Genomic DNA, 20,915 nt, shown 5'->3' with positions numbered 1-20,915 from the left:
CTGCCGCCTATTCCACGGTGACGGATTTGGCCAGGTTGCGGGGCTTGTCCACGTCGGTGCCCCGCGCCACCGCGACGTGATAGGAGAGTAACTGCAACGGCAGGCTGTAGACGATGGGGGCGATATAACGGCACACCGCCGGCACCCAGATCACCTCCAGTCCCTCCGCGCTGGCCAGGCCGGTATCCGGGTCGGCGAAGGCCAGCACCTTGCCGCCCCGGGCCCGGACCTCCTGCAGGTTCGAGGCCAGCTTTTCCACCAGGCCATCCATCGGCGCCACCGTGACCACCGGCATGCCCTCGGCGATCAGCGCCAGGGGGCCGTGCTTGAGCTCGCCCGCGGCGAAGGCCTCGGCATGGATATACGAGATCTCCTTGAGCTTCAGGGCCCCTTCCAGAGCGATCGGGAAGTGCACGCCCCGGCCCAGGAAGAGGCTGTGCTCGCGCTCCGTGAACCGATCCACCAGGCCGGCGGTCTCCTCGTCCAGCGCCAGGGCATCTCCCAGCACCGTGGGAAGGTAGCGCAGACGACGTACCAGGCGGGCGGTCAACCCCGGCTCGCCCCCTCTTACCTGGCGTAGCGACAGGGTCAGCAGCATCAGGGCAGTCAGCTGGGTGGTGAAGGCCTTGGTGGAGGCCACGCCGATTTCCGGTCCGGCATGGGTCAGCAGGGCCAGGGTCGCCTCCCTTGCCAGGGAGCTCCCGGGAACATTGCAGATCGCCAGACTGCCGAGGTAGGACGCTCCCCCCGCCGCGGCGTCAGCGGACAGCGCATGCCGCAGGGCCGCCAGGGTATCGGCGGTCTCCCCCGACTGGGAGAGGGTCACGAACAGCGTGCCCTTCGGAGCCACCACCCGGCGGTAGCGATACTCCGAGGCCACCTCGACCTGACAGGGCACCCCCGCCAGCTCCTCGAGCCAGTAGCGAGCCACCAGGGCGGCATGGTAGCTGGTCCCGCAGGCCACCAGGTGTATCTGACGCGTGGCCCCCAGCAGCGTCCGCGCCGAAGGCCCGAGGGCATCGACCAGCACCTCGTCCTCGCCCAGGCGACCCTCCAGGGTATTGGCTACCGCCAGGGGCTGTTCATGGATCTCCTTGAGCATGTAATGGGGAAACTCGCCCTTGTCGATCGCCTGATCATCATGCTCGTAACGCACCACGGGACGCTCGAGGCAGACGCGACCGGCGGCCTGGAGCGCCTCGCCAGCCTCCGGGGCGTCGCCGGCCATCACCGGGACGTCACCGCGAACGCTGGCGTTGGCGAAGCCGTGCACCCGGCACTGCCCGTGGCTGGCCACCACCAGGTCGCCGTCCTCCAGGTAGATGAAGCGGTAGGTGACCGGCAGCAGCGCCAGGGGATCCGAGCCGAGATAGTGGCCCTGCTCGCCGACGCCGACGACCAGGGGACTGCCCTGCCGCATGCCGACCATTTGCCCGGGCTCATCGGCATGAATCACGCCCATCGCGTAGGCGCCCTCCAGCTGGTCCGCGGCGCGGGCCACGGCGTCGGCGAGATCCTCCGCGACCGCCAGCTCCTCGTCGATGAGATGGGCGATCACCTCGGTGTCCGTCTCCGAGACGAAGCGATAGCCGGCCGACGCGAGGCGCTCACGCAGCACGCCGTGGTTCTCGATGATGCCATTGTGGACCACGGCGATCTTGCCGGAGACATGGGGGTGCGCATTGCCCTGGCTGGGGGCGCCGTGCGTCGCCCAGCGGGTGTGGGCAATGCCGCTGTTGCCCGACAGCGGGTGGCGAGACAGCGCCGCCTCCAGCGCCGCCACCTTGCCGACCTCACGCCGGCGCTCCAGGACGCCGGGCGCCTCGACCAGCGCCACGCCGGCCGAGTCGTACCCGCGATATTCCAGTCGCCTGAGGCCTTCCACCAGGACCGGCAGGATATCCTCGGTCCCCACGGCTGCTACGATGCCACACATCTTGGTTCCTCCCTGACCATCCCCGGGGGTCCCCGGGGGTACATTGATTGACGCGACTCCGCCTGGCGAAGTCCTAGGGCGTGACGGGTTGCTGGCTGGCGGCCCGGCGCCGCCCCCCGGTACGCAGGGGGACCACCGACGGCGAGGCCTCCCCGGGCACGCCGCCGGCCTGCCACACCAGGTCGACGATCGCGCCCTGGGGGCGATAGGCCGTGGGGGCCTCGAGCAGCAGCTCGCGGATCCGGTCGTGGCGAAACGCCAGGCACGCCTGGAACAGCTCCTCCAGGAACGGCTGCAAGCGGTCCCAGGTCCAGCACACCTCGCTGGCCGTCATGATGCGGGGGTGCGAGGTGGCCGCCACGTCATTGCCGACCAGCAGCTCCTCGTAGAGCTTCTCGCCGGGGCGCAAACCGGTATAGGCGATCTCGATATCACCCTCCGGGTGTTGCTCGTCACTCACTCGCAGCCCCGAGAGACGCACCATCTGACGCGCCAGCTCGGCGATCTTCACCGGCTCCCCCATGTCCAGCACGAAGACGTCGCCGCCACGGGCCATGGCCCCCGCCTGGATGACCAGCTGCGCCGCCTCGGGAATCGTCATGAAGTAACGGGTGATCTCCGGGTGTGTGACGGTGATCGGCCCCCCTGCCTGGATCTGGCGACGGAAGAGCGGCACGACCGAGCCGCTCGAGCCCAGCACGTTGCCGAACCGCACCATGGAGAAACGAGTGGCCGGGGCATCCGAGGCGATGGCCTGGCAGACCAGCTCGGCCATGCGCTTGGTGGCCCCCATGACATTGGTCGGGCGCACCGCCTTGTCGGTCGAGACCAGCACGAAGGTTTCGACGCCGGCGGCGACCGCGGCCTTGGCGGCTTCGCGGGTACCGAAGACGTTGTTGCGGATGCCCTCCACCACGTTGTGCTCGACCATCGGCACATGCTTGTAGGCGGCGGCGTGGTAAACCGTCTGCACGCCGAAGGCCATCATCACGGCCTGCAGGCGCTGCTGGTGCTGGATCGAGCCGAGCAGGGCCTCGATGGGGATATCCAGGCCCTGCGCCTCGGCCATCTGCCGCAGCTCGTGTTCGATGCGATACAGGCTGAATTCCGAGAGCTCCAGCAGCAGTAGCCGGGCGGGAGCCTGGCGCAGGATCTGACGACACAGCTCCGAGCCGATGGAGCCGCCCGCCCCGGTGACCATGACCACCCGGCCGCGGATGTTGGCGTCCATCAGCGACTGGTTGGGAGGGACCGGGTCGCGGCCGAGCAGGTCCTCCACCGCCACGTCGCGGATCTCGCTGATGCTGGCCCGCCCCGACACCACGTCGGCGATGCCGGGAACGGTCTGTACGGTGAAGCCCTGGGGCTCGAGCTCGGCCAGGATCTCGCGGCGACGCCCGCGACTGGCGCTGGGCATCGCCAGCAGCACCCGCTCGGCGCCGTAGCAGTCCGCCAGGTAGCCAAGCTGCTTGGGCGGGTAGACCTTCATGCCCTCGATGAAGGTGTTATGCAGGCCCTGGACATCGTCGACGAAGGCCACCGGCAGGTACTCCCTGCCGTGGCGCAGCGAGGCAGCCACCTGCCGGCCCGCCGCCCCGGCGCCATAGATCACCACGCGCGGCTTGTGCAGCACCTGGCTGCGCAGGTAGAAGGCGCGCAGGGCGAAGCGCACGCCGCCGATCGTCATCAGCGCCACGAGGGCGTAGATGAAGGGCACGGAACGCGGCACGCCAAGATGGAAGAGGTAGCTGGCCATGGGCAGCGACAGCGCCGACACCACCACCCCGACCAGCACGGCACGAATGGCCTTGGAGCCCATGTAGCGGATCACCGCACGATAGAAGCCCAGGCGGATGAAGATCACCAGGCTCACCGGGATCAGCACCAGCAGGGCCGCCCAGGTCTCGACCTGGGCCAGCCGACCCCACTCCTCGAGGCGCAGCAGCATGGCGGCGAGGAAGCTCATCGCGATCAAGACACAGTCCACCAGGACCTGGATGATCCGCTTGCGACGCCTCGGCAGGCGAAACAGCGGTTGCAGCAACTCGAACATCGTGGTCTCCCGGGTTCCTGCCATGGAACCCTCCGGGGCCGGACACCTGCCCGGCCGTGTTGATCGGTCAGGGCCGGTGCGTCGCCCGGGCCATGACATCTCCCAGCACCGCCACCGTCAGGGCCATCTCGGCCTCTCCCAGGGTCGGGTGCACGAGAAACATCAGGCTGGTCGCGCCGAGCTCCCGGGCGACCGGCAGCGGCTCGGCGGGACGCCAGCCTGTGCCATCGAAGGCGCGCTCGCGATAGACCTCCGAGCAGGAGCCCGAGAAGCATGGCACCCCGCCCTGGACAACGGCCTGCTGGATGCGATCCCGATCCCAGCCCTCGGCCAGGCCGGCGGGGTCCACGAACACGTAGGCCTTGTAGGCTGCATGCTGGATGTCGTCGGGCAGGCTCGGCACCCGCAGCCCCGGCATCCCTCGGGCGGCCTGCCACAGGGTCTCGGCGTTGTGGCGGCGCCGGCGGGACCAGTCGGGCATCCGCTCGAGCTGGATGCGGCCGATTGCCGCCTGCATCTCGGTCAGTCGCCAGTTGGTGCCGAAGGACTCGTGCAGCCAGCGGAAACCGGGCGGGTGCTCGCGCTCGTAGACCGCCTCCCAGCTCTTGCCGTGATCCTTGTACGCCCACATGCGCTGCCACAGGTCACGGTCGTTGGTGGTGACCATGCCGCCCTCGCCCCCGGTGCTCATGATCTTGTCCTGGCAGAACGACCAGGCCGCCACATCGCCGAGCCCCCCGACACTGCGGCCCCGATAGCGGGCCCCGTGGGCCTGGGCGCAGTCCTCGATGATGGCCAGCCCGTGCTGTCGGGCCAGTGCCGTCAGGGGGGCCAAGTCGCAGGGCCAGCCGGCCAGGTGGACGGCGAGGATGGCCCGCGTCCGCGGGGTGATCCTGGGCGCCACCGTGTCCGCCGTGATGTTCTGGCTGTCAGGATCCACATCCGCGAACACCGGGACCGCCCCGGCATTGACGATGCTGGAGACCGAGGCCAGGAAGGTCCGCGGGGTGACGATGACCTCGTCCCCCTCGCCCACGCCCAGTCCATGCAGCGCCAGGTCGAGGGCGGTAGTGCCGTTGGAGACCGCAACCGCATGGCGGGTCTCGGCGAAGCTCGCGAATTCCTCTTCAAAGGCGCGCGCCTCCTCGCCGGTCCAGTAGTTGACGCGATTCGAACGCAGCACGCGGGACACCGCCGCTACCTCTTCCTCGGAGAAGTCCGGCCAGGGGGGAAAGGGTCCGTTGAGCATCGCTAGGTTCCTTGTGATTCCGGTTGAAGGTGATGCGGCTGGACAGCGCCGGCGGGCGTCGCCCCGCTCTCGCAGCGCAGCGGCCGAGCCGGAACGCCGACCACCGTCAGTCGAGGGTCGATATGGTCCACCACCGCGGCGCCGGCACCGATCACGGCGTGCGCCCCGATGGTCACGCCCTGGCGAACCGCGGCCCCGACGCCGATCCAGGCCTCGCGATCGACCGCGACATTGCCCGAAAGGTTGGCGCCCGGTGCCACGTGCACCCCGGCCTGCAGACGGCAATCGTGATCCACCGTCGCGGCAGTGTTGACGATGCAGCCCGGCCCCAGCGCGGCGAAGGCATTGATGACCGCCCCGGCCGCCACCACGCAGCCTTCCGCCAGCCGGGCGTGGGGACTGACCGAGGCCCGCGGGTGGACCAGCGAGACCAGGGGCGCGCCCGCCGTCTGCAGGGCCGCCAGCTTGGCCTGGCGGATGCCGTTGTCGCCGATCGCCACGACGACGCCATCGACCTCATCGAGATCGCTCAGCAAGACCTCCAGATCCCCGACCACGGGCCAATGCGCCAGGCGGTCCCGTTCCGGCCAGGCATCGTCGTAGAACAGGAGCCGCTGCCAGCCGCAGTGGGCAGCGATATCCGCCACCACCTTGCCGTGGCCGCTGGCCCCGAGAATCGCCAGGGCGCCCCGTCTAGTCATCTCTCGCTCCCTGGAAACGCGGCATGGCCACCTCGCCGTCGTGGGCGATGCCCTCCCGGGCGAAGACCTTGGCGACGGTCATCGCCAGGATCTTCAAGTCCAGCCACAGCGAGCGGTGATCGACGTACCACACGTCGAGGGCGAACTTCTCTTCCCAGCTTAGGGCATTGCGGCCGTTCACCTGGGCCCAGCCGGTTACGCCGGGGCGCACCTCGTGGCGGCGGAACTGCTCGGCGTCGTAGAGCGGCAGGTAATCCATCAGCAGCGGCCTGGGCCCCACCAGGCTCATGTCGCCCTTGAGCACGTTCCACAGCTCGGGCAGCTCGTCGAGGCTGGTCGCCCGCAGCGTCTCGCCGAAGGGCGTCAACCGCTGTGCATCCGGCAGCGGCCGCCCCTGGGCATCCTCGGCATCGCGCATGGTCCGGAACTTGATCATCTGGAAGGGACGGCCGTGACGCCCCGGGCGCATCTGGCGGAAGAGCACCGGGGCGCCAAGGGTACGCCGCACCACCAGAGCCACCACGAGCAACAGCGGCGACAGCAGGATCAGGGCCACCAGGGCCACCAGGATGTCCATCCCTCTTTTCATCACGCCTCCTCCATGACTTCATCCATGACGTCGGCCAGCCGGCCACTGAGGATGTTGTAGCTGTAGGTTGCTTCCATATGTCGACGTCCGGCCGCTCCCATCCGCGCCCGCTCCTCCGGCGACAGGCGCGCCATGGCCAGGATGCCCTCGGCCAGCGCCTGAGGGTCTTCCGGCGGCACGCTGATCCCGGCCCCTGCCTCGGCCACCGGGTCGTTGGCGGCCCCGGAGGCGATCACCACCGGGCGGGCGGCGGCCATGTAGTCGAAGAGCTTGTTCATGCTGATGCCGAAGCGGTAGAGCTGTGGCAGGTCGCGGACGGTGATCACGAAGGCATCCGCCTCGCGGGCCAGGGCCGGGATCTCTCGCCGCGGCACGGGCTCCTCGAAGGACACCCAGCGGCCGTCGAGCCCCAGCGCCTCGGCCTGCCGCCTGAGCGCCGGCTTGAGCGCCCCGTCTCCGATCAGGCGCAGCCGGATGGCGGGCCCGCCATCTGCCAGGCGGTCCCGCACCCGGCCCATGGCGTCGATGAGCACGTCCAGGCCATTGGCATCGCCGTGGGAACCGAAATACATCAGGGTGAGGGGCGACTCGGCCGGCGGGGCCCCCGGTGTGTCCGGCGCCGGGTAGTCGTCGAGGTCGACGCCGTTGGATAGCCACACCACCCGCTCGGCGGGTACCCCCTGCGGCGCCACGTAGTCCACCGCCCGCGGCAGCAGCGTCAAGACCCGTCGGGCCCGGCGGTAGAGGAAGGTTTCCAGGGCGCGCATCACCCGAGTGGTCGGGCTGCCCTCGGCCAGGCGTCCCATGTCGATCAGCGTCTGGGGCCAGAGGTCGCGCACCTCGAAGACGAAGGGCACGCCGTGGCGACGAGCCAGCCACCAGCCGGCCAGGGCGGCGAAGGGGTGGACGCTCGAGCCGATGATCAGGTCCGGGGCCGGCAGGTCCCGCAGGCGGCCGGGGCGCAGCGCCTGCAGGCTGTAGTGCAGCATGTTCTTCATCCGGCCGCCGCCGTTGCCGCGATAGCCCGGCGTCCGGAGCCACAGGAAACGCACGTCGTCACAGTGCTCCAGCCGACGTGTCTCCCGGGGCGCGAGACGCTGATGGCCACTGGGGTGCTCGACGCTGGCCGCGATGAGGGTCGCCTGCCAGCCATGTGCCGGCAGGTAACGGGCGAGCTGGTAGTGCCGCATCCCCCCCGAGCCGCCGGGGTGGTTGGCGTAGTGATTGAGGATCCATACATGCTTCATGGGTAGCTCCTCACCGGGACAGCGCGTGATAGGTGTCCAGGAGCTTTCGTTCCTCCTGCGCCCAGTTGAAGCGCTCCGCCACCGCACGCTGCCCGTTCTCGCCCATCTCGCGGGCGCGTTCGGGATGCGCCAGCAGGTAATCGATGGCCTCGGCGATGGCCGACGGGTCGAGGGGGTCGACGCAGAGCCCGCAGTCACTGGTGGTGATGATTTCCCGCCACAGCGGGAAGTCGGAGGCGATCACCGGCAGGCCGGCACTCATGTACTCGAACATCTTCACCGGCAGGGCATCCAGGTAGTTGATCACCGGATGCAGGGTCACCAGCCCCGCCGTGGCGGTGGTCATGACCCGCCGCACGCCGGCCCTGTCGAGGTGACCCAGGGCGTCGACCCGGGACCACCCCGGATACCCCTGGACCTCCTGCTCGACGTTCGCCTCGCTGAAGCGCCCGGCCAGTTGCAGACGGCACGGTGACGACAGGCACTCCATGGCCTTGACGATCTCGCGAATGCCGCGGATCGACCCGATGCTTCCCACGTAGCACACCGAGGCCGCCTCGGGCCGCGTCGCCGGCGGCGCCTCACCGGCGACCAGCTCGTCGCGCAACGGGAAGTTGTTGACGTCCACGGCGCGGGGATGGAAGGCGCCGAACAGGTCGCGGATATGGGGCGTCGCGGCCACGACCGCGTCGAAGCGTCGGCAGGCATGGCGCTGGTAGCCCTCCACGGCCCGCGACATCACCCGGCGAGCCGGCGCACTCAGGTAGTGCTTGGCCAGCACCTGGCGTGGCAGGTCCTCGTGGGCGTCATAGATCACCTTCTTGCCCTGGCGCTTGAGGCGCAGCCCCACCGGCAGCAGCTCCGGGTCATGCAGGTGGTAGACATCGGCATCCAGCGATCGGGCCAGGCGCTCGACCCGGCGCGTCGTTCTCAGGACGCGGTTGAGGCGTCCCGGCAGCTGGCCGGCATCGAGGATGTCGACGCCGTCGCGCTGCTCTTGTCCCTTGCCGTCGGCCACCACCAGGTGGACCCGGTGCCCCGCCGCCGAAAGCGACCGGCACTGCTTGTGGAAGATCCGGGTATCAAGGCGCGGATGGGCGGAGGTCAGGTGTGCCACTTTCATGGTTGTCTCTTCCTTGTGAGGTCTCGTCACATCCCGCGGGGACGTGGGCGTCGTCGTCGAGCAGCCGACGGCTGCGGGCCAGGGCGTTGGCGAAGCCCCCCCAGCCCAGTGCCGGCAGGGGCCAGAAGACCGGCTTGGCGATCAGCATCAGCAGCAGGCAGACCGCGTTCAGGCTGAAGGCGAGGATCCAGCAGGCCGACAGGTCGCGACACAGGATCATGCGATAGGCCGCTCCGCAGAGGGCTGTCAGGGTCAGGCCCAGGTAGAGGACAAACCCTGGCAGGCCATAGTTGACCCAGGCCGACAGCACGTTGTGGGCATAGCCGCCGGCGCTGCCGCTGGCGCTGACATGACCGCCGAACACCCCGATCAGGGGATGGGCAAGGAGCTGCTCCACCGCCGCACGTTCGAGCTGCTGACGGGCCTGCCAGGAGCTGTCGCCGGCCAGGTTCAGCACCTGGAACTGACGGCTCTCGGCGATGGCATCGAACTGGCTCGCCACCGTGGCGACCCCCAGGCCCAGGATGGCCAGCAGGATCAGCAGGTAGCGCGCGCTCATCCCCGACCAGAGCATCAGCAGGCTCATGGCCAGCAGCAGAAAGCCGTAGAGTTCGGAGCGCGCACCGAGCAGGAACATGACGAAGCTGCCCAGGCCGATTACCGCAGCACGGGTCAACGCCGAGCGCGACACCGCGATCAGGAACACCAGCATCACCAGGGCACTGCGGGCATAGCCCTGGTAGGTCGAGACGTCCTCGGTGGACTCGCCCAGCCCACGGGCGAAGAACATCACCTGGCCCGTGGTGGCCACGAAGACGGCCAGGTAGATCACCGTGATCGCCAGGGCGATCCACATGCCGGCGACCAGCCAGCGCGCCTCCAGCGGCAGGCGGTAGGCCAGCAGGAACAGCACCAGCCACAGCACGACCGTCTCCACCGACTGGGTGGCGGCCACGCGCATCGCCGTGCCGCCCTCGGTGACATAGCCGGCGGCCGACCAGACCAGCACGAAGCCGAGCAGGCCGGCAACGCCCAGCGCATAGCCAGGCGCGAGGCGCAGCAGATCCCGCTGCAGGTAGGGCAGCAGCGGCAGGTAAAGGGCCGCCAGCAGCACCGTCACCAGGCCGAACATGCCCCCCAGGAAGGCCGGGATCAGGCCCAGGGCCACCAGGGTGTGGTAGAACATGTAGCCGGGATAGAGCACCAGCAGGCCCGCCCCGGAGAGCCGGGCGGCGAGCGCATCGGACGACAACAGCACGCGCCGGTTCCCCCTCAGGCCGCCAGCACCCGCTCATAGAGCGCGCGCTGCTTGGTGGTGACCAGTTCGGAGTTGTGCCAGAGCAGAGTGAAGCTTCCCCCCACCGCGCGACAGCGGGACTTGAGGGTGACGAAGCGCTCGAAGGCGGCCTCGCCGGTCCCCAATCCGAGGTAGGACGCCCCGATCACCGACGATTCCATGGCGATCAACGGACGGATGCGCAGCCCTGGCGCCTCGCCCCTGACCGGATCGAAGGCCGGGTATTCGAAGCAGGTCCCGCAGCGAAACCCCGGCATCTCGGCATAGCCCAGGGTGCTGTCATAGCTCATGCCGGCCTGCTGCCAGCCCTGCAGGGTCAGCGGGGTATGCCAGCGCAGGTAGTGCATGCGCCCGCCCCAGGCCGCCTGCTCGATCCCCTCTTCGGTGCATACTCGACGCAGCCGCTCGGCCTCGTTGGTCAGTTCCTTGGGGTTGCGGTAGGTGTGATAGCTGGGATGCAGGCCGATCTCGTGGCCACGGGCATGGATGCGCCGGAGCAGGTGGCGGATGGCCGGGTGCTCGGGCTCGTAGTCGGCATCCATCCGCGGGTCGGTGCGGCCGCAGATGAAGTAGAAGGCGCTCGTCAGGCCATGACGCTCCGAGGTGGCCATCAACCAGTCGAAGGTGTTCAGCGGATCGAGGGGGTGCAGCGCCCGCCGGGTGGTCAACCACACCCAGGGGCCGAGCAGCAGTGCCTGGGGACGCCGGTGGCGCAGGGTGTCACCGGCCATCACCCGAAGCAACCTGACATCGCCGGCGAAACCGTACCGACTGGGCCGGTCCACGTCATGGGTGGGCCGGGTGGTGAAGCGGTGCTCGCGCAACGCCACCCCCGGCCATTGGCGCTGCATGACCTGGCCCAGGATGTCGAGCCACTCGTCCACGACCGGACGGTCGAGGTAGCCGTATCGCCCGGCATGGGAGGCGCCGGCGGGGAAACGGCCGTGTCGGTCACGGGCCTCGGCATCGACCTCTTCCTGGCGGCTGAGCATCCAGTAGGTCAGTCCCGGAATATCGTAGTGGACGACCCAGCCCTCGGCATCCTGCTCGACCAGGGGCGTGGGCAGGCCAGCGTCGCCCGGGGCCGGCAGCGACATGCCCAGCGGCGGCCGGAATCCCTCGGCCTCGGCCGCCCACTGGCCGTGGGGCAGCTCGGCCCCCACCAGGAAGAAGTCCGGCTGGCGGCGGTCGAAGAGGATCCGCCCTGCCTCGCCCTCGAGGCGAAGCGACAGGCGGTCCGCCTCCTCTCGCCGCAGGCTGACCGGCAGGCCATAGCGTTCCACCAGCACCCGGGACAGCCAGCGGAGTACCGGGTCGCCGGCCGCCGGGTCGCCGGCAACACGGGCGTCGCGGACCGGGGGCCCTGCGCTGGCGGCACGCTGGGCCGTTGCGGTGGCCTCTCCCTGTTCGGCGATGCGCATCTCGTTCATTTGTGGTTCCTCTTCAGCAGCATGCTGGCCGTGGCATAGGCTTCCCGAGCCAGGTGGCGCGGGCCGCGTTCACTGATCGCGTAGTGGCAGACCAGGCGTCCGCCCCAGGCTTCCTTCATTTCCGCCACCGGGGGGATGTTGGCGCCGATGAAGTCGAAGACCCGGCATTCCCGGGCGGCGAAGTGCTCGAGGGCATACTCGGCCACCAGGTTGTTGACGCCGTCCTTGAGCGCCGGGGTCTTCATGCCGGCCGACCAGGCCAGGGCGTGGCCACCGGGCATGAACAGGCAGACCCGGCAGCCCTGGGGGCGCCCTTCGGCATCCCGCGCCAGGAAGCAGACGAAATGGTCGGGACCCAGCAAGCCGGCCAGGCGCTCGAGCTCGGCCGCGTCGAGGCGATAGTCGAAGCCCTTGCGTGATTCGGGGCCGGCCAGGCACTCCGCCACGGCCGCATAGTCCTCGCTGACTTCGCAGCGGTAGCCCAGGCGATGGCACTTGCGGGCCTTCTTCCTCGCGCTGGGGTCGATGCGCGCCTCCCGCTCGGCGATCTCCAGGTGGTAGGTGAAGCGGGGCCGCGCCGCCATGCCCGCCCACTCGAAGGGCCGCGCATCGCAGGCCTCGGCCGACAGGCTGAGGCTGCCGCCCAGGCCCCGCTCCTGGAACGCCGACGCCAGCCGGGTCAACGCCAGGCGACGGCGACGATTGATCGCGGCAGGCCGGTCGCTGGCGCAGCGGAAGTCGATCGGCAGGTGGGGGTTGCGCGGCGGCGTGACCAGGCGACCGCGACGATTGCGGTACAGCACCGTCTGCAGCTCCCAGCCCGTTCCCTTCTCGGGCCCCAGCACGAGCGTCTCGGCGGTGAGCTGCCAGCGACGCTGGTTGAACTCGATCCAGCCGGGGTGAAACAGGGGATCAATGTGCATGTGGAATCCTTTCACTCAGTAAGCATCGCGGAGCCAGCGGACCAGGTACTGCCGCTCGCACCCCGTGGCCGGGTCGCGATAGCGTTCCCGGGGCATGAAGCCCTGCCGGGCCGCCGATGCCAGCGAGGCCGGGTTGTCGAGGGAAATGCGCGTCGAGATCCCGCGATAGCCCTGGGCGGCAAAGTGCGCGATCGCCGCCCCACGAAGCGCCGTGGCCACGCCGCGGCCCGCCACCTCGGGATGGACGCCGATGAAGCCCTCGTGGATGGTGCCCTCGCGGCGATCCCGAGGCGTGGCATAGAAGAGGTCCATGCCCACCACGCGCGGGCCCGCCTGCTCCTCGAGCACGGCGACCAGCACCAGCCGGTCGCCGGCGAACCGGCACAGCGCGCGCTTCAGCCAGTCGGGCCGACGGCCGCGATGGAAGTCGGCATACAGGGCCAGGACCTGGGCGTACTCGTCGGCGGCCATGCCGCGGTAGACGGCCACGGCGCCCTGCTGGGCCGGCATCGGCGAGTGGCGCCGCGAGACGATCAGGTTGTGGGCCAGGGTGACGCCGCCGCCCGCGGCGGCGCCAAGGCGATTGAGGTATCGTTTCACGAATGCTTCCCTCCACGTCCGGGCCTGAGCCGCCACCAGGTCCAGGCGACCGCCAGGGGCGCCAGGGCCGCCAGCAGGCCGGCCAGGGGCAGCGCCTCCTGCAGGTAAGGCAGTACCAGTGGCAGGCTCAGCACGATGAACATCAGCAGGTGACCCAGCTCCTCGGCCGCGCAGCGCCACAGCGACAGGCCTGCCTTGCGGAAGAACCAGCCCTGCTGCAGCAGGTAGACCAGGGCGCTGGTCACCGAGAAGGCCAGGATGGCGGTATCCGCGCCGGCCCCGGCGAGGTACAGCCCGACCAGCACCCCGAAGCGCGCCACCAGCATGCCGAGCTGCGCCACCAGGGCGTCGCGCTGCAGCTCCAGCACGCTCGCCAGCATGGACAGCGGCGACCACTGGAACTGGATGTAGATCCACGGCAGCATCCACTGGGCATACAGGCCGGCCTTGCGCCATTGCTCGCCGAACAGCACCGCGAAGAGCTCGGGGCCGACGACCATCAGCGCCACCAGGGGCGGGATGCCGAGGATGGCCAGCTTGCGATGCAGGCCCCCGACCAGGCCGGCCAGCTCCCCGTCACGCCGCGCCTGGGCCGCATGGGCCAGGAAGACGCTGCCGATGGCATTGCCGACCAGGCTGACGGGCATGGTCAGGATGCGCAGGGTCAGGGCATAGAGCCCGGCCACCGGCGCCCCGAACAGGGCGACCAGGACGATCGGGGCCAGCTGCAGGCTGCCGGTGTTGAACAGGCCGGTCCATGTCGAGTAGAGCGGAAAGCGCCGATGCCGCCAGGCCTGGCGGGCCATCCCGGCCAGCGAGACGCGGCGGAACGCCGGATGGCGAAGCGCCGCCAGGGTCAGGCCGGTGGTCCCCACCCCTTGCCCTACCGCCTGGCCCCCGAGCAGGGCCACCGGCCCCAGCCCCGAGGCGCCGACCTGGATGCCCAGGGTGCCAAGGGCCTGCCAGATGCGGGTGCGGGCCACATGGGAGAACCGCTGGGTCCTGACTGCCCACTTGTTGAACACCTGGTAGCTACCCACGAACGCCACCCCGACCGGCAGCAGCCAGAGGTAGTCGACGAGCCCCGGTGCCCCCAGCAGGGCCGCGAGGGGCGCCGACCACAGCAGCACCGCGAGCAGCGCGAGTCCGGCCGTCAGCAGCACGCACACCATGCCGAGCAGCGCCAGGCAGGCCGCCTCGTGGTCGGCCTCGGGCAACGGGATCGCCAGTTCGTAGCGCCCCGCCGCCACCACCGTGAACAGCGCCAGGCAGGCGGTGAAGACGGCCAGCAGGCCAAAGTCATCCGGGCCATAGAGGCGCGTCAGCACCGGCGCCGCCAGCAGCATCAGCAGCTGCGCCCCGGCCGTGCCACCGACCAGCACCCCGACCCCGCGGGCGAAGGCGTTGGTCGGCAGCAGACGGCGAACGGGACTGGCCAGTCGACTCAACACGCGCATCCTCCCTGTCGTCTCGCCCTCACTGCAGCGCTTCGAGCAATGCCGTGACGATGCGATGCTGATCCTCGCCGTCGAGGTAGGGATGCATCGGCAGGCTGATCACGCGCCGCGCCGCGTTGTTGCCCACCGGCAGGTGTGCCTGCTCGTCGGCCACCGCCGGCTGGCGATTGAGCGGTATCGGGTAGTGGACCGCTGTGGGAATCTGCGCTTCCGCCAGCCGGGCCAGCACCACTTCGCGGTCTTCCACTTCCACGGTGTACTGGGCATAGGCGCTGGTGTTGTGGCTCTCGATGTGCGGCGCCACGAGGCCTGCCGCCGCGAGCAGCCGGCCGTAGCGCGCCGCTACCTGCTCGCGCAGCTGCAGCTCGTCGTCGAGGATCTCCAGCTTGGGCAGCAGGATCGCCGCCTGCAGGGTATCCAGGCGACTGTTGATGCCGACCCGGACATGGTGGTAGCGGCGGTCCTGGCCGTGACGGGCAATCTGCCGGAGAACGGTGGCGAGTGCGTCGTCGTCGGTGAACAGCGCGCCCCCGTCGCCATAGGCCCCCAGCGGCTTGCTGGGGAAGAAGGAGGTCGTGGCGATGGTCGAGAGGCCGCCGGAACGCCGCCCCTTGTAGGTGGCACCGAAACTCTGCGCGGCATCCTCGATGACCGTCAGCCCATGGCGCTCGGCGATCGCGTTGATGGCGTCCATGTCGGCACACTGGCCGTACAGCGAGACCGGGATGATCGCCTTGGTGCGGGGAGTGATCGCCGCCTCGATCCGCGCCGGGTCGAGCAGGTAGGTCGCCGGATCGATGTCCACGTAGATCGGCCGCGCGCCCAGCAGGGCAACGGTCTCGGCGGTAGCGATATAGGTGAAGCCCGGCGTGATCACCTCGTCACCCGGCCCGATTCCCAGTGCCATCTGGGCAATCTGCAGGGCATCGGTACCGTTGGCGCAGCTGATGCAGTGCTTGACGCCGACATAGGCCGCCAGGCGGGCCTCCAACTCGGCCACCTCCGGCCCCAGGATATACTTGCCATGGGCCAGCACCCCACGGATGCCATCGTTGATGCGCTCGCGGATGCGCACCTGCTGGGACTCGAGATCGATGAATTCCATGTATCGTCTTCCTGGTGGTTCGAGACTCAGGCCGGATCACAGGCCAGGGTGTTGCCCTGCAGCCGATAGCGGTCGCCGGTATGCGGGCAGCGGACCTCGCCCTCCCCCGTCAGCGGCAGGTCGAGGCGCTCGCCGTGCCGACTCATCCAGCCCAGCTGGCGAGCCGGCACGCCGACCATCAGGGCGAAATCCGGCACGTCCCGGTTGATCACCGCGCCGGCGCCGACGAAGGCATAACGACCGATGGTGACGCCGCAGACGACCGTGCAGTTGGCGCCCAGGGTGGCGCCCTCCCGCACCCGCGTGTCGCGGAACTCGTCCTTGCGTTCGACCCGCGCCCGGGGGTTCATGACGTTGGTGAAGACCATGCTGGGACCGCAGAACACGCCCGTCTCGAGGGTCACGTTGTCGTAGACGGAGACATTGTTCTGGACCTTGCAGTGATCACCGATCACCGTGCGATTGCCGACGAAGACGTTCTGGCCGAGGGACACCTGGCGACCGATACGGGCCCCGCCGCAGACGTGCACGAAATGCCAGACCTTCGTGCCCTCGCCGAGCACGGCGCCCTCGTCGACGATGGCACTGGGATGAATGCAAGTGCTCATGGGCGACCTCACTGGGCGAAGCGTTTCAGGCAGGGATGTCCTTCACCATGGGCCGGCGGCTGGGGACGGGCACGGCGCAGGTGATCGACCGTTTCGATACAGTGGCGCGCGTCCTCGATGCCGTAGCCACGCCCGGCGAGGATCTCCTGGTAGCTCACGGTATGCAGGTCGGTGAAACCACCGGAGAACTCGATCTCCTGGCCTTCGCAGAGAATCGAGCGATAGGTGGGCTGCTGGCCCTTGACGCTGCTCGGCAGGTCCTCGGCATCGATGGACAGGAACCAGCGAACCCGCGCCCGCTCGTACTCCAGGTAGCCGGCGGCCTTCTGGTCATCGACGTGGTGGAGGACATTGCGCTCCAGCTTGCCGAATACGAAGTGCAGCATGTCGAAGAAGTGCACACCGATATTGGTCGCGACGCCGAAGGACTTGCGCGGATCCCCCTTCCAGCTCTCCTGGTACCACTGGCCGCGGGAGGTGATATAGGTCAGCTCGACCTCGTGCTTGTCGCTGCGCGGGGTCGTGGCCACCTGTTCCTTGAGCGCGAGGATCGCCGGGTGGTGACGCAGCTGGAGGATGTTGTAGACCTGCCGCCCGGTCTCCTCCTCCACCCGTTGCAACTCGTCCAGCAGCGCCGGGGTGGGCACCAGCGGCTTCTCGCAGATCACATCGCTGCCCAGGCGCAGGCCGGCGGCGATATGGGCATGGTGCAGATGGTTCGGCGAGCAGACGGCGATGTAGTCCAGTGCGGTATAGGGATCGCGGCGGCAGCGGTGCGCATGTTCCAGGAAACGCTCGAAGTCGGTGAAGAACTCGCTGTCCGGCGAGATGGAGTCGATGATGCCGACCGAGTCGTTGATGTCGTAGGCGGCCGCCAGGCGGTTGCCGGTCTCCTTGATGGCCTTCATGTGCCGCGGGGCGATGTAGCCGGCGGCGCCGATCAGTCCGAAGTACTTCATGGCGTTTTCCCTCTGTCGTTTCTTGTGGGAGGCCCGGTCGGCCTCAGGCCTTGATCACGGTGTCGGCGGGGGTGCCACGGTAGATGCCGCGGGTGTCGACGATCAGCCGGGCATGGGCGAGGATCATGTCGTAGTCGAAGCGATCATGGTCGGTGGCCAGCACCACGGCGTCGTATTCGTCCAGCGACGCCGGGCTCAGCGGCACGCTCTCCAGGTCGAAATGGTGCTCGCGCATGGCGGGAAAGGCCGGGACATGGGGATCGCTGTAGGCCAGGTCGGCGCCGCGGTCGCGGAGGCGCTCCATGATGTGCACGGACGGCGACTCGCGCATGTCGTCCACGTTCTTCTTGTAGGCGATGCCGAGGACCAGCACGCGGCTCCCCTTGAGCGCCTTGCCCTGCTGGTTGAGGGCCTCCATCAACTTGCCGACCACGTACTCGGGCATGCCCTGGTTGATCTCGCCGGACAGCTCGATGAAGCGGGTGTGCAGGCCGTACTCGCGGGCCTTCCAGGTCAGGTAGAAGGGATCGATGGGAATGCAGTGCCCGCCCAGGCCGGGACCCGGGTAGTAGGGGGTGAAGCCGAACGGCTTGGTCGCCGCGGCATCCACCACCTCGAAGATGTCGATGCCCATGCGATCGGCCACCACCTTCATCTCGTTGACCAGGCCGATGTTCACCGCCCGGTGGATGTTCTCGAGCAGCTTGGTCATCTCCGCCGCCCGGGTGGAGCTGAGCGGGACCACACGGTCGATCGCCGGGCGATAGAGCGCCAGGCCCACCTCGCTGCAGGCCGGCGTATGGCCGCCCACCACCTTGGGAATGGTGCGGGTCTCGAAATCGCGGTTGCCGGGATCCTCGCGCTCCGGGGAGTAGACCAGGAAGAGCTGCTCGCCGACGGTCAGGCCCTGGCCCTCCATGCGCGGCAGCAGCTCCTCCTCGGTGGTGCCCGGATAGGTGGTGCTCTCGAGGGAGACCACCTGGGCCTCGCGCAGATGGGGGGTGAGCGCCTCGACCGTGTTGATCACGTAGCTCATGTCCGGCTCACGGTACTTGTTGAGCGGGGTCGGCACGCACAGGATCACTGCATCGGCCTCGGCGACGCGGGCGAAGTCACTGGTGGCCTCGAAACCGCCATCCCGCGCCGCGGCGACCCGCTCGGCGGGGATGTGCTCGATATAGCTTTCCCCGGCATTGAGCCGCGCCACCTTGCCGGGGTCGATGTCGATGCCGAGTACGCGAAACCCGATATCGCTGTAGCGCAGCATCAGCGGCAGGCCGACATAGCCGAGCCCGACGATCCCGATCACGGCTTCCTTGCATTCCAGCCGCTCCACCAGACGATCTTTCAAGTTGGTCATGACGCATCCATGTTTTCAGACAGAAGGGTTATGAAAGGCCCCGGCCGCGCGGGGACCGCCAGGGATCAACCACCAGCCTTGTAGGCATAGTGGTAGTAGCCGTAGCCGAAGCTGGTCGCGGCCTTGGCCTCGACGGCATTGAGGATCGCGCCCTTGACCGGGACACCGCTGCTCTCCAGCCGGCCGAGGGCGACCCGGATCTCCTTGGCCGGATTCAGGCCATAGCGCGCCACCATCAGGGTGGTCCCGCTCTGCTTGCCGACCACGGCGGCGTCGGTCACCGCCAGCACCGGCGGCGTGTCGATGATGACCAGGTCGAAGCGCTCGCCGAGGTCGTCCAGCAGCGCCGTGAAGCGATCACCCATCAGCAGCTCGGCCGGGTTGGGTGGTGCCTTGCCGCGGGTGATGAAGCTCAGGCCCTCCACGGACGACGGGCGGATCGCCTCGGCGAGGGGGCACTTGCCGGACAGCAGCTCCGACAGACCGCCTTCGCTCGACACGCCGAAGGCCGTATGCAGGTGCCCCTTGCGCATGTCGGCGTCGATGACCAGCACGCGCTGCCCCCCCTGGGCACAGACCGCGCCGAGGTTGATGGTGACGAAGCTCTTGCCGACCCCGGGGCTCGGGCCGGTGATCATCAGCCGGTTGTCCTGGCTCTCGAGCATCGCGAAGTGGAGGCTGGTGCGCAGGCCGCGCAGGGCCTCGATCGCGGTATCGTCGGCTTCGCGCCTCGCCAGCACGCCGCTGGTCACGGCGCGGCCGCGCTTGTGGTGGCGATGCTTGAAGCGCCGCACCAGCTTCTGCTGCTCATCGGACAGCGGCACCGTGGCATAGACCGGCAGTCCCAGCTCCTCGATCTGCTCGGCACTTTCCACTGCGCGACTGAAGATGCTGCGCACCAGCACGACGCCCACGGCCAGGAAGCCGCCGACCAGGGTCATGAACACCACGGTCACCGGCTTGCGGGGCGCCACGGGGACCGGCTGAACCACGGCGTCATCGAGGATGCGCACATTGCCAACCGTGCTGGCCTTGGTGATGTTCATTTCCTGGATCTTGTTGCGGAGCTGGACATAGACCTCCTGGGTCACCTCCACGTCCCGGGACAGGCGCAGCACATGCTGCTGGGTCTCGGGCATGTCGGAAATCTTGTCATTGAGTCGCTCGCGCTCGCGCTGCAGGTTCTGCTTCTTGTCGAGCATGGCCGCGTAGGTGGGATGAGCGTCGTTGAAGCGATGAGACAGTTCGGCCTCCTCGAGCTCCATCTCCTTGATCCGGGACTCGAGCTGTACCAGGCGATCGAGCACCGAGCGCGTTTCCATGGAGAGATCGACGCTGTCGCGCTGGGTGCGGTAGCGGTTGAGGGCATTCTCGGCCTGCACCAGCTCCTCTCGCACCTGGGGCAACTGCTCGCGCAGGAACTCGAGACTCTTCTCGGCCTCGGCGCTTTGCCGGCGGATATTCTGGGTCAGGTAGATCTCGGCGATGGCGCTCAGGGTGCGCTCGGCGCGATCCGCCCGGGAGTCGCGCAGCGCCAGGCGGAACACCCCGCTGTCACGCCCCCGCTGGGCCACGCTGAAACGGGCGCTCAAGCCGTTGATGGCGGCAAGCCGGGACCGCCGGACCAGGGTGAACTCGGCGCCCTCCCCGGCCTCGAGCTCCGCGACCCGCAGGTCGATCTGGCCCTTGGCGAACTGCTCGTCCTCGCCGACACGCCCCTCGCCCAGCAGGCGATCCTCGTGGTAGAGGCGGTATCCCCCTCCGGTCCCGGTGACCAGGCGCAGCGGGCGACCGAGCCAGCCCTGGTCCACCCGCAGCTTGCCCACGTTGAGGAACTCGCCGGCCCAGACGCTGTGGTCGGCAAAACCGGGACGCGCCACGCCGCGCCGGACCAGGAACTCCCCCACCAGCGGCAGACGCGCCGGGGTGACCACAACATCGAGCTGCTCGCGGTCGACCGCCTGCCCGAGTACCATGCGCGAGCGAAGAATCTCGAGCTGCGCCTCGGCCTTGGGTTGCTGGTCGAGCATCGAGCGGACCTCGGACAAGGGGTTGCTGAGCCCGGGGTTCCCCTCCACCTGAACCAGCGCATCGGCACGATAGATGGGGGTGGCGAGCTGGACATGGATCACCGCGACCACGGCGAAGGCCAGGGTGACCAGCGCGATCCACCACTTGTGGTCCAGCAACGCCCCGGCCAGGCGGGCGATATCGATGTCATCCTGTCCGGATCGCCCACCATTGCTCATCTGTTTCACCATTGAGAAATCCTGCTGAT

Annotated in this window: 17 protein-coding genes; all 17 read right to left on the bottom strand. The window is 68.9% G+C overall.

What is annotated here, in order from left to right:
• Positions 1–7: 7 nt before the first annotated feature.
• Positions 8–1,936, bottom strand: coding sequence for a glutamine--fructose-6-phosphate transaminase (isomerizing) (gene glmS, locus EKG36_RS07950; protein WP_126482833.1), 1,929 nt, complete (start codon positions 1,934–1,936; stop codon positions 8–10).
• A 73-nt stretch (positions 1,937–2,009) separates the two neighbouring features.
• On the bottom strand, positions 2,010–4,013 hold the full coding sequence (locus EKG36_RS07945; protein WP_246007456.1) for a polysaccharide biosynthesis protein: 2,004 nt from the start codon (positions 4,011–4,013) through the stop codon (positions 2,010–2,012).
• A gap of 43 nt (positions 4,014–4,056) precedes the next feature.
• Complete coding sequence (locus EKG36_RS07940) at positions 4,057–5,238, bottom strand: DegT/DnrJ/EryC1/StrS family aminotransferase (protein ID WP_126482831.1); 1,182 nt, start codon at positions 5,236–5,238, stop codon at positions 4,057–4,059.
• 2 nt (positions 5,239–5,240) lie between these two features.
• Positions 5,241–5,939, bottom strand: a complete 699-nt coding sequence (locus EKG36_RS07935; protein ID WP_126482829.1) for an acetyltransferase — start codon at positions 5,937–5,939, stop codon at positions 5,241–5,243.
• Positions 5,932–6,528: a sugar transferase gene (locus tag EKG36_RS07930; protein WP_126482827.1), complete on the bottom strand. Its 597-nt coding sequence runs from the start codon at positions 6,526–6,528 to the stop codon at positions 5,932–5,934. Before EKG36_RS07930 ends, EKG36_RS07935 begins: the two co-directional genes overlap by 8 nt.
• Positions 6,528–7,775, bottom strand: a complete 1,248-nt coding sequence (locus EKG36_RS07925) for a glycosyltransferase family 4 protein (protein WP_126482825.1) — start codon at positions 7,773–7,775, stop codon at positions 6,528–6,530. Before EKG36_RS07925 ends, EKG36_RS07930 begins: the two co-directional genes overlap by 1 nt.
• 10 nt (positions 7,776–7,785) lie before the next feature.
• Positions 7,786–8,898, bottom strand: a complete 1,113-nt coding sequence (locus EKG36_RS07920) for a glycosyltransferase family 4 protein (protein ID WP_126482823.1) — start codon at positions 8,896–8,898, stop codon at positions 7,786–7,788.
• A complete protein-coding gene (locus tag EKG36_RS07915) occupies positions 8,858–10,156 on the bottom strand; it encodes a hypothetical protein (RefSeq protein ID WP_126482821.1) in 1,299 nt (432 codons plus the stop codon). Before EKG36_RS07915 ends, EKG36_RS07920 begins: the two co-directional genes overlap by 41 nt.
• A 14-nt stretch (positions 10,157–10,170) precedes the next feature.
• The gene (locus EKG36_RS07910; protein ID WP_221766058.1) at positions 10,171–11,625 is read right to left on the bottom strand and encodes a polysaccharide deacetylase family protein; all 1,455 of its coding nucleotides are present in this window, start codon (positions 11,623–11,625) and stop codon (positions 10,171–10,173) included.
• Positions 11,622–12,548, bottom strand: a complete 927-nt coding sequence (locus tag EKG36_RS07905) for a GNAT family N-acetyltransferase (RefSeq protein WP_126482819.1) — start codon at positions 12,546–12,548, stop codon at positions 11,622–11,624. The genes EKG36_RS07910 and EKG36_RS07905 overlap by 4 nt, the downstream gene beginning before the upstream one ends.
• A 15-nt stretch (positions 12,549–12,563) precedes the next feature.
• Positions 12,564–13,148 carry a GNAT family N-acetyltransferase gene (locus tag EKG36_RS07900; protein ID WP_126482817.1) on the bottom strand — a complete coding sequence of 195 codons (585 nt, stop codon included), beginning with the start codon at positions 13,146–13,148 and terminating at the stop codon, positions 12,564–12,566.
• On the bottom strand, positions 13,145–14,599 hold the full coding sequence (locus tag EKG36_RS07895) for a lipopolysaccharide biosynthesis protein (protein WP_185827512.1): 1,455 nt from the start codon (positions 14,597–14,599) through the stop codon (positions 13,145–13,147). The genes EKG36_RS07900 and EKG36_RS07895 overlap by 4 nt, the downstream gene beginning before the upstream one ends.
• A 25-nt stretch (positions 14,600–14,624) precedes the next feature.
• Positions 14,625–15,710, bottom strand: a complete 1,086-nt coding sequence (locus EKG36_RS07890) for a DegT/DnrJ/EryC1/StrS family aminotransferase (RefSeq protein WP_126482812.1) — start codon at positions 15,708–15,710, stop codon at positions 14,625–14,627.
• Positions 15,711–15,736: 26 nt separating this feature from the next.
• A complete protein-coding gene (locus tag EKG36_RS07885) occupies positions 15,737–16,318 on the bottom strand; it encodes an acyltransferase (protein WP_126482810.1) in 582 nt (193 codons plus the stop codon).
• Positions 16,319–16,326: 8 nt separating this feature from the next.
• Complete coding sequence (locus tag EKG36_RS07880; protein ID WP_126482808.1) at positions 16,327–17,277, bottom strand: Gfo/Idh/MocA family oxidoreductase; 951 nt, start codon at positions 17,275–17,277, stop codon at positions 16,327–16,329.
• A 43-nt stretch (positions 17,278–17,320) separates the two neighbouring features.
• Positions 17,321–18,637 (bottom strand): nucleotide sugar dehydrogenase, encoded by a 1,317-nt coding sequence (locus tag EKG36_RS07875; protein ID WP_126482806.1) that lies wholly within the window; start codon positions 18,635–18,637, stop codon positions 17,321–17,323.
• A 65-nt stretch (positions 18,638–18,702) separates the two neighbouring features.
• Entirely contained in the window at positions 18,703–20,898 is a 2,196-nt protein-coding gene (locus EKG36_RS07870) for a polysaccharide biosynthesis tyrosine autokinase (protein ID WP_126482804.1), read from the bottom strand.
• Between the last annotated feature and the right edge of the window lie 17 nt (positions 20,899–20,915).

The sequence above is a fragment of the Halomonas nitroreducens genome (assembly GCF_003966155.1).
In the GTDB taxonomy this organism is placed as follows: domain Bacteria; phylum Pseudomonadota; class Gammaproteobacteria; order Pseudomonadales; family Halomonadaceae; genus Halomonas; species Halomonas nitroreducens.
Note: the sequence above shows the minus strand (reverse complement) of the source record. Positions and strands in the feature narration are given on the sequence as shown.

Coding starts and splice junctions, on each gene's coding strand:
- EKG36_RS07930 (WP_126482827.1), bottom strand. CDS start 6,528: ATGAAAAGAGGGATGGACATCCTGGTGGCCCTGGTGGCCCTGATCCTG.
- EKG36_RS07925 (WP_126482825.1), bottom strand. CDS start 7,775: ATGAAGCATGTATGGATCCTCAATCACTACGCCAACCACCCCGGCGGC.
- EKG36_RS07920 (WP_126482823.1), bottom strand. CDS start 8,898: ATGAAAGTGGCACACCTGACCTCCGCCCATCCGCGCCTTGATACCCGG.
- EKG36_RS07890 (WP_126482812.1), bottom strand. CDS start 15,710: ATGGAATTCATCGATCTCGAGTCCCAGCAGGTGCGCATCCGCGAGCGC.
- EKG36_RS07905 (WP_126482819.1), bottom strand. CDS start 12,548: ATGCACATTGATCCCCTGTTTCACCCCGGCTGGATCGAGTTCAACCAG.
- EKG36_RS07935 (WP_126482829.1), bottom strand. CDS start 5,939: ATGACTAGACGGGGCGCCCTGGCGATTCTCGGGGCCAGCGGCCACGGC.
- EKG36_RS07910 (WP_221766058.1), bottom strand. CDS start 11,625: ATGAACGAGATGCGCATCGCCGAACAGGGAGAGGCCACCGCAACGGCC.
- glmS (WP_126482833.1), bottom strand. CDS start 1,936: ATGTGTGGCATCGTAGCAGCCGTGGGGACCGAGGATATCCTGCCGGTC.
- EKG36_RS07870 (WP_126482804.1), bottom strand. CDS start 20,898: ATGGTGAAACAGATGAGCAATGGTGGGCGATCCGGACAGGATGACATC.
- EKG36_RS07885 (WP_126482810.1), bottom strand. CDS start 16,318: ATGAGCACTTGCATTCATCCCAGTGCCATCGTCGACGAGGGCGCCGTG.
- EKG36_RS07940 (WP_126482831.1), bottom strand. CDS start 5,238: ATGCTCAACGGACCCTTTCCCCCCTGGCCGGACTTCTCCGAGGAAGAG.
- EKG36_RS07875 (WP_126482806.1), bottom strand. CDS start 18,637: ATGACCAACTTGAAAGATCGTCTGGTGGAGCGGCTGGAATGCAAGGAA.
- EKG36_RS07945 (WP_246007456.1), bottom strand. CDS start 4,013: ATGGCAGGAACCCGGGAGACCACGATGTTCGAGTTGCTGCAACCGCTG.
- EKG36_RS07880 (WP_126482808.1), bottom strand. CDS start 17,277: ATGAAGTACTTCGGACTGATCGGCGCCGCCGGCTACATCGCCCCGCGG.